At 39.5% G+C, this 14,888-nt stretch carries 13 protein-coding genes and 2 pseudogenes; 13 read left to right on the forward strand and 2 right to left on the reverse strand.

Annotated features, from left to right (window positions below):
- Positions 1–336: 336 nt before the first annotated feature.
- Positions 337–479: pseudogene (locus MUB24_RS12875) on the reverse strand (IS66 family transposase); the annotation flags it as partial.
- Positions 480–529: 50 nt separating this feature from the next.
- Between MUB24_RS12875 and MUB24_RS12880 the strand changes: the two are divergent.
- A pseudogene (locus MUB24_RS12880) lies at positions 530–877 on the forward strand (ATP-binding cassette domain-containing protein); the annotation flags it as partial.
- Between the two features lie 109 nt (positions 878–986).
- On the opposite strand, the gene MUB24_RS12885 reads toward MUB24_RS12880, so the two are convergent.
- The gene (locus MUB24_RS12885; protein WP_244704672.1) at positions 987–2,264 is read right to left on the reverse strand and encodes a replication-associated recombination protein A; all 1,278 of its coding nucleotides are present in this window, start codon (positions 2,262–2,264) and stop codon (positions 987–989) included.
- A gap of 506 nt (positions 2,265–2,770) precedes the next feature.
- Between MUB24_RS12885 and MUB24_RS12890 the strand changes: the two genes are divergently transcribed.
- From MUB24_RS12890 to ruvX, 12 genes are all read left to right on the forward strand, one after another.
- Complete coding sequence (locus tag MUB24_RS12890) at positions 2,771–3,430, forward strand: YczE/YyaS/YitT family protein (RefSeq protein WP_244704674.1); 660 nt, start codon at positions 2,771–2,773, stop codon at positions 3,428–3,430.
- The gene (gene cymR, locus MUB24_RS12895; RefSeq protein ID WP_244704676.1) at positions 3,427–3,846 is read left to right on the forward strand and encodes a cysteine metabolism transcriptional regulator CymR; all 420 of its coding nucleotides are present in this window, start codon (positions 3,427–3,429) and stop codon (positions 3,844–3,846) included. The genes MUB24_RS12890 and cymR overlap by 4 nt, the downstream gene beginning before the upstream one ends.
- Before the next feature lie 23 nt (positions 3,847–3,869).
- Entirely contained in the window at positions 3,870–5,030 is a 1,161-nt protein-coding gene (locus tag MUB24_RS12900) for a cysteine desulfurase family protein (RefSeq protein WP_244704678.1), read from the forward strand.
- A complete protein-coding gene (gene mnmA / locus MUB24_RS12905) occupies positions 5,027–6,142 on the forward strand; it encodes a tRNA 2-thiouridine(34) synthase MnmA (RefSeq protein WP_244704680.1) in 1,116 nt (371 codons plus the stop codon). Before MUB24_RS12900 ends, mnmA begins: the two co-directional genes overlap by 4 nt.
- A 93-nt stretch (positions 6,143–6,235) precedes the next feature.
- Complete coding sequence (locus MUB24_RS12910) at positions 6,236–6,895, forward strand: tetratricopeptide repeat protein (RefSeq protein WP_244704682.1); 660 nt, start codon at positions 6,236–6,238, stop codon at positions 6,893–6,895.
- A 20-nt stretch (positions 6,896–6,915) separates the two neighbouring features.
- On the forward strand, positions 6,916–9,321 hold the full coding sequence (recD2, locus tag MUB24_RS12915) for an SF1B family DNA helicase RecD2 (RefSeq protein WP_244704684.1): 2,406 nt from the start codon (positions 6,916–6,918) through the stop codon (positions 9,319–9,321).
- A gap of 25 nt (positions 9,322–9,346) precedes the next feature.
- On the forward strand, positions 9,347–9,865 hold the full coding sequence (locus MUB24_RS12920) for a PRC-barrel domain-containing protein (RefSeq protein WP_244704686.1): 519 nt from the start codon (positions 9,347–9,349) through the stop codon (positions 9,863–9,865).
- Complete coding sequence (locus MUB24_RS12925; RefSeq protein WP_244704688.1) at positions 9,837–10,025, forward strand: hypothetical protein; 189 nt, start codon at positions 9,837–9,839, stop codon at positions 10,023–10,025. Before MUB24_RS12920 ends, MUB24_RS12925 begins: the two co-directional genes overlap by 29 nt.
- Before the next feature lie 90 nt (positions 10,026–10,115).
- Positions 10,116–11,186 carry an AI-2E family transporter gene (locus MUB24_RS12930; RefSeq protein ID WP_244704690.1) on the forward strand — a complete coding sequence of 357 codons (1,071 nt, stop codon included), beginning with the start codon at positions 10,116–10,118 and terminating at the stop codon, positions 11,184–11,186.
- Positions 11,187–11,478: 292 nt separating this feature from the next.
- Positions 11,479–14,103 carry an alanine--tRNA ligase gene (gene alaS, locus MUB24_RS12935; protein ID WP_244704691.1) on the forward strand — a complete coding sequence of 875 codons (2,625 nt, stop codon included), beginning with the start codon at positions 11,479–11,481 and terminating at the stop codon, positions 14,101–14,103.
- Between the two features lie 87 nt (positions 14,104–14,190).
- Positions 14,191–14,457: an IreB family regulatory phosphoprotein gene (locus MUB24_RS12940; RefSeq protein WP_244704693.1), complete on the forward strand. Its 267-nt coding sequence runs from the start codon at positions 14,191–14,193 to the stop codon at positions 14,455–14,457.
- Positions 14,458–14,460: 3 nt separating this feature from the next.
- Entirely contained in the window at positions 14,461–14,877 is a 417-nt protein-coding gene (gene ruvX / locus MUB24_RS12945) for a Holliday junction resolvase RuvX (protein ID WP_244704695.1), read from the forward strand.
- Positions 14,878–14,888: the final 11 nt, after the last annotated feature.

Consider the following 14,888-nt stretch of genomic DNA (forward strand, 5'->3'; position numbering starts at 1 on the left):
ATAAACTCGACTTGATCATGGAATCATGACTATTTTCACCTTTGGTTGCACACAAACAAAAAAGAATGAGTTACAGTTTGGAGCCATGTATCGCTCGCAACCGAACTCATCCCTAGTCCACAAATAAGTATGCCCACACATCGGGGCGATTATTCATGTTACAGGTGGTGAATGTGGAGCGAGTAATCGAACTCATCCCTAGTCCGGTTCTTGGTTTTACTCTTTCTAGTAATTCAGTGTCAAATTATCAGTAAATGATAGAAACGGAAAGATCCTAGTAACTTGTTTTTTCAACATTAAATAGCGAAGAGCCTTGTTTTTTATTTTGTGTTACGATTTATACAATCTATTATAGAGAGGGGACAGCCAACGATCCACCCCCTGAATCATCCAATTGGCCATTGTTGGCGCGACAAATCAAGCCCTATCCTTTAAAATTGCTTTTCTTGTCGATACAGGGGGAATCCTTCCACATATTTTTACCCTCATAATATGGGCCATAATGGCTTAGCTACGCTTTGTGTTCTAGCATTTTGCGCTTATATCCGAATTAACTGCCTTAGACAATATCATGCTTCCACTCTTGTATCGTGGAGTATTAAACTGGAATCCTATAAATAGGAAAAAACAACAGATAAAGCAACAGGCTCAGCACTATTTAAGCTCGGTTGGCTTAGCGGATCATATGCATAAACGGCCTGGCGAGCTCTCAGGTGGACAGCAGCAACGAGTCACTATCGCTGAGAGCGCTTGTCACTGACCCGAATCTCATATTGGCAGATGAACCGACAGGAGCACTTGATCAAAAAACAGGCGAAGAGATTATGGCAATAATAAAAGCATAAATAATCAGGGGAAAACAGTTCTTATCGTTACCCTGACCCGAATAAGCATCTTACAGCGGCAGAAAAATTCTCATGCGCAATGGGGAATACAAACCGAATAGATGAGTATCCCCCTTAAATTCTACTTATTGGAGTTTCACTTTATGAATGACGACTCTTTCTTATTTTTTCATAAACATTCGCTAAGGCCTGTTCGAATTTCCCTGTTCGTTTTGGCTCATAATATTCTTTATGTTTAAGTTTGTCAGGGAGGTATTGTTGTTTTACCCAACCTGATTCATAGTTATGGGGATACTTATAATCAATCCCTCTCCCGAGTGCGTTTGCTCCCTTATAATGCGCATCCTTTAAATGAAGCGGTACTTCTCCACTTAGCCCCGCTCTTATATCACTAATCGCTTTATCGATCGCTGTTATGGCTGAATTCGATTTTGGTGAAAGACATAATTCAATCACGGCATTGGCAAGTGGAATTCGTGCTTCAGGGAAGCCGATTTTTTCAGCTGTTTGGATAGCGGCAAGGGTTCGAGGTCCCGCCTGTGGATTGGCAAGACCAATATCTTCATAAGCGGTCACTAAAAGTCGTCTTATAATACTTGGCAGATCACCGGCTTCAATCAGGCGTCCCAAATAATGAAGAGCAGCATTCACATCGCTTCCCCTAATTGACTTTTGAAAGCCGCTTAAAACGTCATAATGGGCGTCCCCATCTTTATCATGGGCCAAGCTTTTTTTCTGTAAGCATTCTTCTGCAACTTCCGTTGTGATATGGATCATTCCGTTCTCGTCAGGGTCTGTCGATAAAACAGCTAGTTCTAAAGCATTTAAGGAGCTCCTGGCATCTCCATTACTAGCTGTGACAAAATGCTGTAGGGCTTGTTCCTCAATGTAAATGGAATAAGCGCCTAGACCTCTTTTAGGATCTTGCAATGCTCGTGTTAAAGTTAATTTAATTTCCTCTTCCGTTAACGGGAAAAGTTCAAAAATTTGACAGCGGCTTCTTATAGCTGGATTAATGGCATGGTATGGATTACTTGTCGTGGCGCCAATTAAAATGATTGTACCATTTTCTAAATAAGGGAGTAGGAAATCTTGTTTGCCTTTATCAAGACGATGCACCTCGTCAAGCAAGAGAATAACCTTTCCGCTCATTTTTCCTTCAGCAGCGACAACTTCCATATCCTTTTTATTATTTGTGACAGCATTTAAAGTTCGGAAGGCATATTGGGTGCTACCGGCAATGGCGCTAGCAATCGACGTTTTCCCAATTCCAGGGGGCCCATATAAAATCATGGATGATAATTGCTTTGCTTTGACCATTCTTGCTATAATTTTGTTATCTCCAACTAAATGCTGTTGTCCAACCACTTCCTCGATGGTGCTTGGACGCATTCTATACGCTAACGGTTGTTTCTTCACAAATATCTCTCCCAAACTAGGCCAACGGGATGTTGGTCAGAACGGCTTTGCGCTAGGACGGCGGCTAACAGGATGTTGGTCAAAACGGCGTTGCCACAGGACGTGGCGCCCTTAGCCGTTTATCCTTTTTCATTCTTTAGGCGGGCGCCTTGCGCTTTTGTTTTTGCCAGGATTTTATAAAATCCTCGCTAGTGAATAAGTTCTAATTATGAGTTTTGTCGTCCAGCTCCAGCGCCCAGCGACTAGCAAACTTTCAGCTTCTTCCTACGATAAGTCAACATCGGCTCATTCTTCGCCGTGTTTCCTTTATCTCAGGCCAACAGGATGTTGGTCAGAACAGCGTTGCGCTAGGACGGCGCGAATTTAGCTGTTCATCCTTATATTTAAGTTTGTACGTCGCTAAACGGGCGCTTGCGCTTTTGTTACTATCATACCAAAATACTCAGATATATGCATTCAATAGGATGAGTATGCTATAATGATGTAATGCAAAGGAGTCTGGTTGAATGAAAAACAGAGTACTTTATAAACGATTTCTTCTTTTCGTAATCGGGCTTCTTATTATGTCTTTTGGTATTGTCCTCATGATCATCTCTAATTTTGGGGTATCACCATGGGATGTTTTACATGTAGGTTTATTTTATCAGTTCGGTTTAACGATTGGGACATGGTCTATTATCATAGGATTCATTGTTTTAGGGAGTTCATCTCTTTTAATGAAAAGATGGCCTCAATTTGGCGCTTATTTGAACATGATCCTTGTAGGATTGTTTATTGACATGTATATGAAAATTCCTTATTTAATTGAGCCAAACCATATGGTTGAAAAATTCATGATGTTTTTTATCGGTATGATTATTAATGCTTATGGGATGGGAATATATCTTTCGGCACAATTGGGAGCAGGTCCGCGGGATAGTTTTATGCTCGCCTTACAAGAAAAAACGGGCTGGAAAATAGCGACAGTGAGACGTATCATGGAGGTTATTGTCCTTATCATCGGCTGGATATTAGGTGGGCCTGTTTTTTATGGAACCATTATATTTAGTTTAACGGTGGGGACTTTCATTGGATTCGCCCTACCACAGTGTCGTTTTATAGCAAATAAATTTTTACGGAAACCTAATCCATTAGATAAACGAATAGAACGGAGTGCAGAATTATGAAAATATCAACAAAAGGAAGATACGGCTTAACGATTATGATCGAATTGGGGAAAAAATATGGAGAAGGTCCCATTTCATTAAAATCAATTGCGAAAACCTATAATCTATCTGAACATTATTTGGAACAGCTAGCGGGTCCACTAAGAAATGCAGGATTAGTCAAAAGTGTTAGAGGGGCGTATGGTGGTTATATCCTTGCCGATGAGCCAGCGAAAATTACTGCGGGAGATATTATCCGTGTATTAGAAGGACCGATTAGTCCTGTTGAAGGAATTGAAGAGGAAGAACCAGCAAAACGAAATTTATGGATGAAAATTCGTGACGCCGTAAAAGAAGTATTAGATAACACGACGATCGAAGACTTAGCCAACTACGAAGAAGATGGAACGGATACCCCTTATATGTTCTATATTTAAGTCGAAATAGGTGGGAAATAATAATGGAAAGAATTTATTTGGATCATGCTGCAACAACGCCAATTCATCCGGTAGTAATGGACAAAGTGATGGAAACCCTAAATACCACATATGGAAATCCCTCGAGTATTCACTCTTTTGGTAGAGAAGCGCGAAAACAACTGGATGATGCCCGGTCTATTTTAGCTGAGAGTATTGGAGCTAAACCTGCCGAAATTGTGTTTACAAGCGGTGGGACAGAAGCGGATAATTTAGCCATTTTAGGAACAGCCAGGGCAAAACGTGCGCAGGGAAAACATATTATTACAACAGAAATCGAACATCATGCTGTCCTCCATACTTGCCAGTCTCTTGAGAAGGAAGGATTTGAAATAACCTATTTAAGTCCTGATGAATATGGACAAATCAGTTTGGAATCAGTAAAAGAAGCCTTGCGTCCAGATACGATACTTGTGACGATTATGTATGGAAATAATGAAGTAGGTACATTACAACCTATTAAGGAAATAGCAAAAATTTTACGATCCCATCAAGCTATTTTTCATACAGATGCCGTTCAGGTTTTTGGTTTGAAGCCGATAGATGTGACAGAGTTAGGTGTTGATTTGCTGTCCGTAACAGCGCATAAGATCAACGGTCCAAAAGGGATTGGTTTTCTGTATATAAAGGCTGACACTGGCATTGCCCCCATTTTATACGGTGGGGAGCAGGAAAGGAAGCGAAGAGCTGGTACGGAGAATTTACCAGCCATTGTTGGTTTCGCTAAGGCCGCTCAAATTTCAATGGATGGATTAGAAAAGAAGGTAGAGTGTTTCTCTCACCTCAAACAAACATTGATTCAAACATTAGAATCAGAACAAATTGTATTGAACATCAATGGCACATTTGAAGAAGGTTTGCCACATATTCTGAATATTAGTTTTCCAGAAACAGATGTTGAATCCATGCTTGTGAATCTTGATTTGATTGGAATTGCTGCTTCTAGTGGTTCCGCATGTACAGCAGGATCAGTAGAACCTTCCCATGTGCTTGTGGCAATGTTTGGTGAATCGTCGAATCGGATTCGAAATTCGATTCGCTTTAGTTTTGGTTTGGGGAATACGGAAGAGGAGATTGTTCAAGCAGCGAAGGAGATTGCCAAAATTGTTCGCAGGTTTCAAAATAGAAAGGAAGATATAAGATGAAGAAAGCCCCAAAAGATACCCGGGTCGTTGTAGGGATGTCTGGTGGCGTTGACTCTTCTGTTGCCGCTCTTTTATTAAAAGAACAGGGCTATGAAGTGATCGGTATTTTTATGAAAAATTGGGATGATACGAATGAATTTGGGATTTGTACCGCAACAGAGGACTATAATGATGTCATAAAAGTATGTAATCAAATTGGCATTCCTTATTATGCCGTTAATTTTGAAAAAGAATATTGGGATAAAGTCTTTACTTATTTTCTCGATGAATATAAAGCAGGGAGAACACCTAACCCAGATGTGATCTGCAATAAAGAAATTAAATTTAAAGCCTTTTTGGAGCATGCCATGAATCTTGGCGCGGATTATCTTGCGACAGGGCATTATGCACGTGTAGATCATAGTGGAGAAGAAGTGAAAATGTTAAGAGGTGTGGATGAGAACAAAGACCAAACCTATTTTTTGAATCAATTAAGTCAAAAACAACTGGAAAAAGTAATGTTTCCCTTGGGCGGTTTGCATAAGAAGGAAGTTCGCGAAATAGCTCAAAGCGCGGGATTGGCGACAGCCTCAAAAAAAGACAGTACAGGTATTTGTTTTATTGGCGAAAGAAATTTCAAGGAATTTTTACAAAGCTATTTACCAGCACAAAAAGGAAATATGGAAACATTAGCAGGCCAAAAGATGGGCGTGCATGATGGCCTGATGTATTATACGATTGGTCAACGCCATGGTCTTGGCATTGGTGGAGAGGGAGAGGCTTGGTTTGTTGTTGGGAAAGACTTAAAACGAAATGTCTTATATGTGGAGCAAGGATTCCATCATCCGGCTCTCTACTCGGATGCCATTTTAGCTAAAAATGTCAACTGGATATCGGATGCTGCAAAACCAGCCATTTTTGAATGCACAGCCAAATTTCGCTATCGCCAACCTGATGTCAAAGTAGAAGTACATCTTTTATCGCAAAATGAAGCAGAAGTGATCTTTAAAGAGCCCGTAAGAGCTGTCACCCCCGGACAAGCTGTTGTCTTTTATCAAGATGAAGAATGCCTGGGTGGAGGAGTAATTGATCAAATATTTAAGGACAATACGAAACTTTTATATGTGGGCTAATGTCCGTTCTTAGGCAGAGTGAGGATTTTCTATCACTCTGCTTGTTGTTTTTTATGCTATAATTTCATTAGAAAATTGTTCGGAGTGTGACGTATGGATAAGAATAAACAAGGTATTGAGTTATTACAAGCAGGAAATATGGAAAAGGCGATCCAATTATTTACAGAAGTGATCGAAGAAAACCCAAAAGATCCGATTGGATATGTAAACTTTGCTAATGTTCTTATTTCGGTAGGGGAAATAGAACGGGCAGAATCCTTCTTAAACAAGGCGATTGAACTAGATGATCAAGTAGCGGCTTCTTATTATAGCTATGGAAATTTTTATTTTAACCAAGAAAAATATGAACAGGCTGCGGGAATGTTTGAAAAAGCGCTTACCAATGGGATGGATTCAAATGATGTCTATTATATGTTAGGGATGTGTTTTAGCTATTTAGGAAAATATCCTCTGTCACTGCCCTATCTGCAACGAAGTGTTGAGCTTAATGAAGAAGATATTGAGGCGCGTTTTCAATATGGACTTTCCCTAGCTCAATCAGCCTCCTATAAAGAGGCCATTGCCCAATTAGAGAAGGTGATCGAGGCTGATCCTCATCATGCCGATGCTTTTTATAATGTAGCCGTTGCCTATGCTATGACAGGGGCTGATCGTGATCAAGTCCTATCATTATTGGATCAAGCTATTACCATTCAACCAGATCATCTATTAGCAGTAAATGCTAAAAAAACAGTAATGGAAAATCAAGAATAAGGCTTTAAGGGGAGAAGAGAATGGATGTGCGGCAAAATTCGCTTGATCTTTTTTCTGAGCAGGAAAAATATATACAAGGGCGACACCTTGTGACCATCTTTCATAATGAGCAAAATTTCTATTCAGTTGTCAGAATAAGGGTTGAGAAAACGGATGCGGAAATAAAAGATAAAGAGGCCGTTATTGTGGGCCATTTTCCAAAATTGCAGGACGAAGAATCCTATGTTTTTTATGGGCAAATGAAGGAGCATCCCAAATTTGGTCATCAGTTTAATGCAAAGCATTTTAAAAAAGTTATGCCGCAAACAAAGCAGGGAATTGTTGCCTACCTATCCAGTGAACTATTTAAGGGCATTGGAAAAAAGACAGCCGAAAGAATTGTCGATGTTCTAGGGGAAAATGCCATAAGCCGAATTCTAGATCAACCATCCTTACTTGATTCAGTACCGAAATTGGGATCAGAAACAGCTAAGGATCTTTATGAGACGCTCATGGAACATCAAGGGCTTGAAAGAATTATGGTGGGATTAAATCAGTATGGATTTGGTCCACAAATATCGATGAAAATTTATCAGGTTTATAAAGAGGAAACATTAACGATCTTGGAAAAGAATCCATACCAATTGATTGAAGATGTGGAAGGAATTGGATTTGGGCGTGCAGATGAATTAGGTTCACAATTAGGTATTACTGGCAATCATCCCGATCGGATTAAAGCGGGATGCCTATATATGTTAGAGCAAGATTGTTTGAAAAATGGACATGTATACTTGGAGTCAGCAGAGCTTTTGGAAAAGGTGAAGGGATTACTGGAAGAGAGTCAGAATATTGAAATCCCCTATGAGAATATTGCAGAGGAGATCATAAACCTTGAGGAGGAAGGCAAAATAATAGGCGAAGAGAAAAGAATCTATTTGCCCTCTCTCTATTTTGCGGAAAAAGGTATTGTGACAAATCTCAACAGGGTGATGAAACAAACGGAATATGCGGATCAATTCCCGGAGTCGGAATTTTTATTAGCATTAGGCAAGTTAGAAGAACGGTTAAATGTCCAATATGCTCCATCCCAGAGGGAGGCTATTCAAACAGCTCTCACGAATCCGATGATGATTTTAACGGGTGGGCCAGGAACAGGAAAAACGACTGTGATTAAAGGAATTGTCGAACTATATGCGGAACTGCATGGATGCTCCCTTGATCCACACGCTTATAAAAAAGAAGAACCATTTCCGATTCTGTTAACGGCTCCAACCGGAAGAGCCGCAAAAAGAATGTCAGAGTCAACCGAATTACCTGCTATGACGATTCATCGGCTGCTTGGTATGACCGCTCAGGAAAATTTGGAAGCTGAGGGAGAACGTGAATTAGAGGGAAAACTCATCATTGTGGATGAAATGTCGATGGTTGATACATGGCTTGCCCATCAGTTATTTAAAGCACTTCCCTCGCAGATTCAAGTCATATTGGTTGGGGATGAGGACCAATTGCCTTCGGTTGGACCAGGACAAGTATTAAAAGATTTACTGCGTTCAAAAGTTGTTCCTGTTGTTCAATTAACAGATATTTATCGTCAAGAGGAAGGCTCCTCCATTATTGAACTGGCTCATCAGGTCAAAAAAGGTGAGATCCCTCAAAACTTATTAAAGCCACAAAAAGATCGCTCCTTTATTCAATGTCAAACCGATCAGATGGGTGATGTTATTAAAAAAATTGTGTTAAGTGCAAAGAAAAAGGGCTATACGGCGATGGATGTGCAAGTATTAGCGCCCATGTATCGTGGAGCAGCCGGAATCGATGCCTTGAATCAAATTTTACAGGCCATATTTAATCCGAACGAAGACAGAAAGAGAAAGGAACTTTCCTTCGGAGAAACGAAATATAGAATTGGCGATAAGATCTTACAACTTGTCAATCAGCCAGAGAAGAATGTGTTTAATGGGGATATTGGTGAAATCATTTCCATTTTAACAGCAAAGGAAAATACTGAAAAACAAGACATGGTGATTGCGTCCTTTGAAGGGACAGAAGTTGCCTATACAAGATCCGATTTAAATCAAATTACCCTTGCCTACTGTTGTTCGATTCATAAATCACAGGGTAGTGAATTTCCAATCGTCATTATGCCGGTTGTACGCAGTTATTATCGGATGTTACGACGGAATTTATTATATACAGGCCTCACCAGAAGCAAAAAATCCTTAGTTTTATGCGGGGAAGAACAAGCATTCCAAATCGGGATAAAGCGGGAAGATGATCAACAAAGAAAAACATCTTTATATGAAAAGTTGATCACGATCCAATCACAAGTGGAAAAAGAAGAGGCGAAAGTAGAAGGATTAACAGAAGAAACCTTCATGCTCATTGACCCAATGATTGGGATGGAAAATGTTACGCCTTATGATTTCATGGAGATGGAGGGAAAATAAAAGTGTTCGGAAAGGAGTAGATTCTTTGCGGACCTTTTCCCTTTTAAAGGATGCGCCTGTATACGATAAAAACGGAGATCTTTTTGGTTCTGTTTGTGATATTTGTATTCAGTCCAACGGCCGAGTGACCCATTTATTGTTACAGAAAAAAGGTTTAATGGGAAAGAAGTTTCTTTTGCCAGTGGAACGATTAACCTCTTGGGATGAGAATGGGATCCACTTAAAGGATGAAGAACTTCTTTCTCCATATAGTAAAAATAAACGGACCTATACCATGACACATGATCAGCCTCTTGCTAAAATAAAAACCATTTCTCAAGAGGGGGAAACCTTAGGTTTATTGGATGATGTATATTTTTTAGAAGAAATGGGCACGATCGTAGGGTATGAGCTGACAGATGGTTTCTTTTCTGATATTACAAAAGGGAAACGAATAATTCGGACTTCACTTCCACCTAAGATCAGTGAAGAAACAATCGTCATGTCAGTCAATAAGCTACGAGGTGGTCATGATCATGATGAAATGTCCGAATTGCCAAAGTAAGGATCTCGGTAAAATCGGCGTCAATCAATATTATTGTTGGAATTGCTTTATTGAATTGTCCATTGGAAATGAAACCATCCATACTCATCAAGTGGAGGAAGATGGAAGTCTTAGTTCATTGGATGATTTATTTGATGAGCAACTCCGTAAGCTTAGCTAATAAGAGGAAGCCTCCTTTTGGGGTTTCCTCTACCTCTCTTACATAAAATTTTCTTATAAAAGGGAAACTAAAAAGGAGGAGGGGAAATTTTTGAAAGAGCGTCATCTCCAACTTATTTTACGATTAAGTATTGTCTTACTCATTTTTTTAATCCTCTATTGCTTCTTGCTCATTAAACCATTATGGACTCCCATTTTAAAGGCCATTTTTGTTGGAGTGATGCCTTTCCTATTAAGTGGATTTATTGCATATCTCTTACATCCTATCGTGGTTCGTTTAGAAAAAATGGGGATGAATAGAACACTGGCGATCTCTTCCATCTATATTATTTTTTTCGCGGGTATTGGCTATGGTCTTTATATGGGAATTCCTTTTTTTATTAAGCAATTAAAAGATTTTTCAGATCAACTGCCCATTTTTATCCGTCATTACCGAGAGTGGATTCATCATTTGGAAGCTTCCACTTCTCATTATCCTGATGGAATTCAAGACCAAATAGATAAGAGAATTGATGATGTGGAAAGATGGTTTAATAAGTGGATGGAGAAAAGTGTTACTTTTCTAGTGAAACTAATTGATTATCTTGTTGTCATCGCTGTTATTCCATTTATTTCTTTTTATATGTTAAAAGATGTGTCTTTATTGAAAAGAGCAACATGGTATATAGCACCTAAAAAATGGAGAGCAAATGGCCAGCGATTTTTGGAGGCAGTTAATGATTCATTGGGAGGATATATACGGGGGCAACTATTGGTCTGTATTTTTGTTGCTGTTTTATCTATGATTACACTTGCTTTTCTTGGTGTGGAATATCCTGTTATGTTGGGATTATTTATTGGAGTAACCAATATTATTCCTTACTTTGGATTACTCATTGGCTTAATTCCAACGCTTGCTATTGCTTTGTTGTCTTCTGTGAAATTAGCGATTTTTGCCACTATTGCCATGCTAATAATCCAGTTTATAGAAGGAAATCTGTTATCCCCATTCATTGTTGGGAAATCTCTTCATATGCACCCGTTATTTATTATTGCCGCGCTCGTGATTGGGGGAGAAGTAGGAGGTGTGATTGGCATGATTATTTCCGTACCGATTCTTGCTGTAATTAAAATTGCCATTCTTCATTCTAGAGATTATTTGATTCGTACAAGACAATCATAAGATTGACAAATCGTGAACCTCTTTTTATAATTCGATATATACATGAAACTTGTTGATGGATCCAGTTGTTATGAAAAGCAAACAAAAGAGAAGAATTTCCATGGCTGAAAGAAATTCTAACCGCATCATAACAATGCGCCAATCCTGAGAGCAGCTAATCCCTGCCGTTTGCCGCGTTAAGGTGACTTGAGATGATCAATCATTTCCGTTGATCGAATCAGGGTGGTACCGTGAAACAAAGCTTCGCCCCTGTGTAGGGGTGGAGCTTTTTATATTTTCGGAGGTGGATAAAATGAAACAATTAACAGGAGCAGAAATTAGACAGATGTATTTAGATTTTTTTCAGGAAAAAGGTCATGCAATCGAACCAAGTGCATCATTGGTTCCCCATGATGATCCGACATTATTATGGATTAATAGTGGGGTTGCAACGCTAAAAAAATATTTTGATGGAAGGGTGAAGCCAGAAAACCCGCGAATTGTGAATGCTCAAAAATCAATTCGGACAAATGATATTGAAAATGTAGGAAAAACAGCCAGACATCACACCTTCTTTGAAATGCTTGGGAATTTTTCGATTGGAGATTACTTTAAAGAGGAAGCGATTGAATGGGCATGGGAATTTTTAACTGATCCGAAATGGATTGGCTTTGAAGCGGAAAAATTATCTGTGACGATCCATCCAGAAGATGACGAAGCATTTGAACTTTGGCATAAAAAGATTGGTTTACCTGAAGAGCGGATTATTCGTTTAGAGGAAAATTTCTGGGATATTGGCGAAGGGCCAAGTGGTCCAAACACGGAAATTTTCTATGATCGAGGTCCAGCGTATGGAGATGATCCAGATGATCCCGAACTATATCCAGGCGGGGAAAATGAACGTTATTTAGAAATTTGGAATCTCGTTTTTTCCCAGTTTAATCATAATCCTGATGGTACCTATACACCGCTCCCAAAGAAAAATATTGATACCGGGATGGGCTTGGAAAGAATGACCTCTGTCATTCAAAATGTACCAACTAATTTTGATACAGATTTATTTTTGCCGATTATTCATGCAACTGAAAAGCTTTCCGGTATGAGCTATGGAGAATCAACTGGTACAGCCTTTAAGGTGATTGCTGACCATATCCGAACCGTGACCTTTGCGATTGCCGACGGGGCTCTTCCATCGAATGAAGGTCGCGGATACGTCTTGCGTCGATTATTGAGAAGAGCTGTGCGATATGCGAAACAAATTCAAATTGAAAAACCATTTATGTACAAGCTAGTCCCAGTTGTAGGCGAGATTATGAAGGATTATTATCCCAATGTCCTTGAGAAAACAGATTTTATCCAAGAAGTCATTCAAAATGAGGAAGATCGTTTCCATGAAACCCTTCATGATGGATTGGACATTTTATCGGCTATGATCCGCAAGGCAAAGGCAGAGGGAAAAACAATAATTTCAGGTTCAGATGTGTTTAAATTGTATGATACGTATGGATTTCCGGTTGAATTAACGGAAGAATATGCTCAGGAAGAAAAGATGGAGATAGACCATGATGGCTTCGAAAAGGCGATGGATCAGCAGCGTGAAAGGGCTCGAGCAGCACGAGAAGATACAGAATCCATGCATGTTCAAGGAGGCATATTAGGCGATTTACATGTGGAAAGTGAATTTATTGGATATGAAGAGTTACATGTTAAAACAAAAATACAAGCTATTCTGAAAGATGGGGTGCTTGTAGAATCAGCAAAAGCTGGGGATGAAATAGAGTGTATCCTTGAGAAAACACCCTTTTATGCCGAAAGTGGCGGGCAAATTGCTGACCATGGTCAGATACAAGCTGATCATCTACTTATAGAAGTCAAAGAGGTGCAAAAAGCACCCAATGGACAAAATCTTCATCAAGCGATTGTGAAGACCGGTCAATTAAAAGAAGGAATGGTCGTATATGCTCAAGTGGATGAAGCGAAGCGACGCCAAACCGAAAAAAATCATACCGTCACCCATTTGCTCCATCAGGCTTTAAAAGATGTTTTGGGAAGCCATGTGAATCAAGCGGGTTCTTATGTGGGTCCTGACCGTCTTCGTTTTGATTTCTCTCATTTTGGTCAAGTAAAACAAGGTGAACTAGAAAGAATTGAGCAAATTGTCAATGAGAAAATATGGGAGGCTCACCCCGTTACAATGGAAAATATGCCGATTCAGCAGGCAAAAGAAAAAGGCGCAATGGCTTTGTTTGGAGAAAAATATGGAGATATTGTTCGAGTAGTATCCATTGGGGATTATAGCCTTGAACTCTGTGGAGGATGCCATGTAAGAAACAGTGCGACCATTGGCTTCTTTAAAATCTTGTCGGAAAGTGGCATTGGAGCTGGTACGAGGAGAATTGAGGCGGTGACTAGCAAGGCCGCCTATGAACTTGTAAATGGAGAGCTTAAGAGGCTTCAAACAGTAACGGAGCTTTTAAAAACGAAACCTGATCATCTAGTCCACAGAATTGAATCGTTATTGGGTGAATTAAAGGAGGTCCATCGAGAAAATGAATCTTTATCAGCCAAAATAGCGAATCAAGAAGCAGGGAAAATGCTTGAGCAAGTTGAAACGATTAATGGGATCAAAGTGTTAGCGAATAAAGTTCAAGCAGCAGATATGAATACTTTGAGAACAACTGTGGATGATATAAAGCAAAAAATAATTTCAGGGATTATTGTTTTAGCCTCGATTCAAAATGGGAAGGTAAATATTATCGCAGCCGTTACGAAGGATTTAACCGAGAAATACCATGCGGGAAAATTAGTGAAAGAAGTGGCTGCTATCTGCGGCGGCGGCGGCGGTGGTCGTCCTGATATGGCTCAAGCAGGCGGGAAAAATCCCGAAAAATTGGAAGAAGCGTTAAACTATGTCAAGGATTGGGTGAAATCCGTTTGATTCCAAGTCGAAATCATGTACAATAAAGGTAATGTTTAACAATTGGGCCTATCTGAAAACGGTATGTCTTAAGAGAGGTGTTATATATTGAGCTCTTTTGATAAAACAATGCGATTTGATTTTCATGAAGATCCAATGGAAAGGGAAGTAAAAGAGGTTTTGCTTCATGTGTACGGAGCTCTTCAAGAAAAAGGGTATCATCCCATTAACCAAATTGTCGGTTATTTACTTTCGGGGGATCCTGCCTATATTCCGCGCCATCAAGACGCACGTAACATGATGCGAAAATTAGAACGGGATGAAATTATCGAAGAATTGGTTAAGGCGTATTTAAAGCAATATCGTGAGGAATAATATATGCGAATTATGGGTTTAGATGTTGGTTCAAAAACAGTTGGTGTCGCTATTAGTGATGAAATGGGTTGGACGGCTCAAGGAATTGAAACCATTGCGATTAATGAAGAGAAAAACAGCTTTGGTTTTAAGCGAATTGGACAAATAATTGAAGAGTATCATGTAGAAAAAGTAGTTGTGGGCTTCCCGAAAAATATGAATAACACCATTGGTCCTAGAGGACAAGCTTCAAAATCCTACGCCGAAAAATTGGCGGAAATTTTCCATTTGCCCGTCTTGTTATGGGATGAGCGCCTAAGCACGATGGCTGCGGAACGTGTTTTACTTGAAGCGGATGTTAGTCGGAAAAAAAGGAAAAAAGTGATTGATAAGATGGCTGCTGTCATGATTTTACAAGGCTATTTAGATAGCCAACAATAATGAGGTGAAAA

Source organism: Lederbergia sp. NSJ-179, from assembly GCF_022867885.1.
Classification (GTDB): Bacteria; Bacillota; Bacilli; order Bacillales; family Bacillaceae_C; genus Lederbergia.

Bases quoted from the DNA above. Each gene is read 5' to 3' on its own strand.
- MUB24_RS12890 (WP_244704674.1), top strand. From the start codon at position 2,771: ATGAAAAACAGAGTACTTTATAAACGATTTCTTCTTTTCGTAATCGGG.
- cymR (WP_244704676.1), top strand. From the start codon at position 3,427: ATGAAAATATCAACAAAAGGAAGATACGGCTTAACGATTATGATCGAA.
- MUB24_RS12900 (WP_244704678.1), top strand. From the start codon at position 3,870: ATGGAAAGAATTTATTTGGATCATGCTGCAACAACGCCAATTCATCCG.
- mnmA (WP_244704680.1), top strand. From the start codon at position 5,027: ATGAAGAAAGCCCCAAAAGATACCCGGGTCGTTGTAGGGATGTCTGGT.
- MUB24_RS12910 (WP_244704682.1), top strand. From the start codon at position 6,236: ATGGATAAGAATAAACAAGGTATTGAGTTATTACAAGCAGGAAATATG.
- recD2 (WP_244704684.1), top strand. From the start codon at position 6,916: ATGGATGTGCGGCAAAATTCGCTTGATCTTTTTTCTGAGCAGGAAAAA.
- MUB24_RS12925 (WP_244704688.1), top strand. From the start codon at position 9,837: ATGATGAAATGTCCGAATTGCCAAAGTAAGGATCTCGGTAAAATCGGC.
- alaS (WP_244704691.1), top strand. From the start codon at position 11,479: ATGAAACAATTAACAGGAGCAGAAATTAGACAGATGTATTTAGATTTT.
- ruvX (WP_244704695.1), top strand. From the start codon at position 14,461: ATGCGAATTATGGGTTTAGATGTTGGTTCAAAAACAGTTGGTGTCGCT.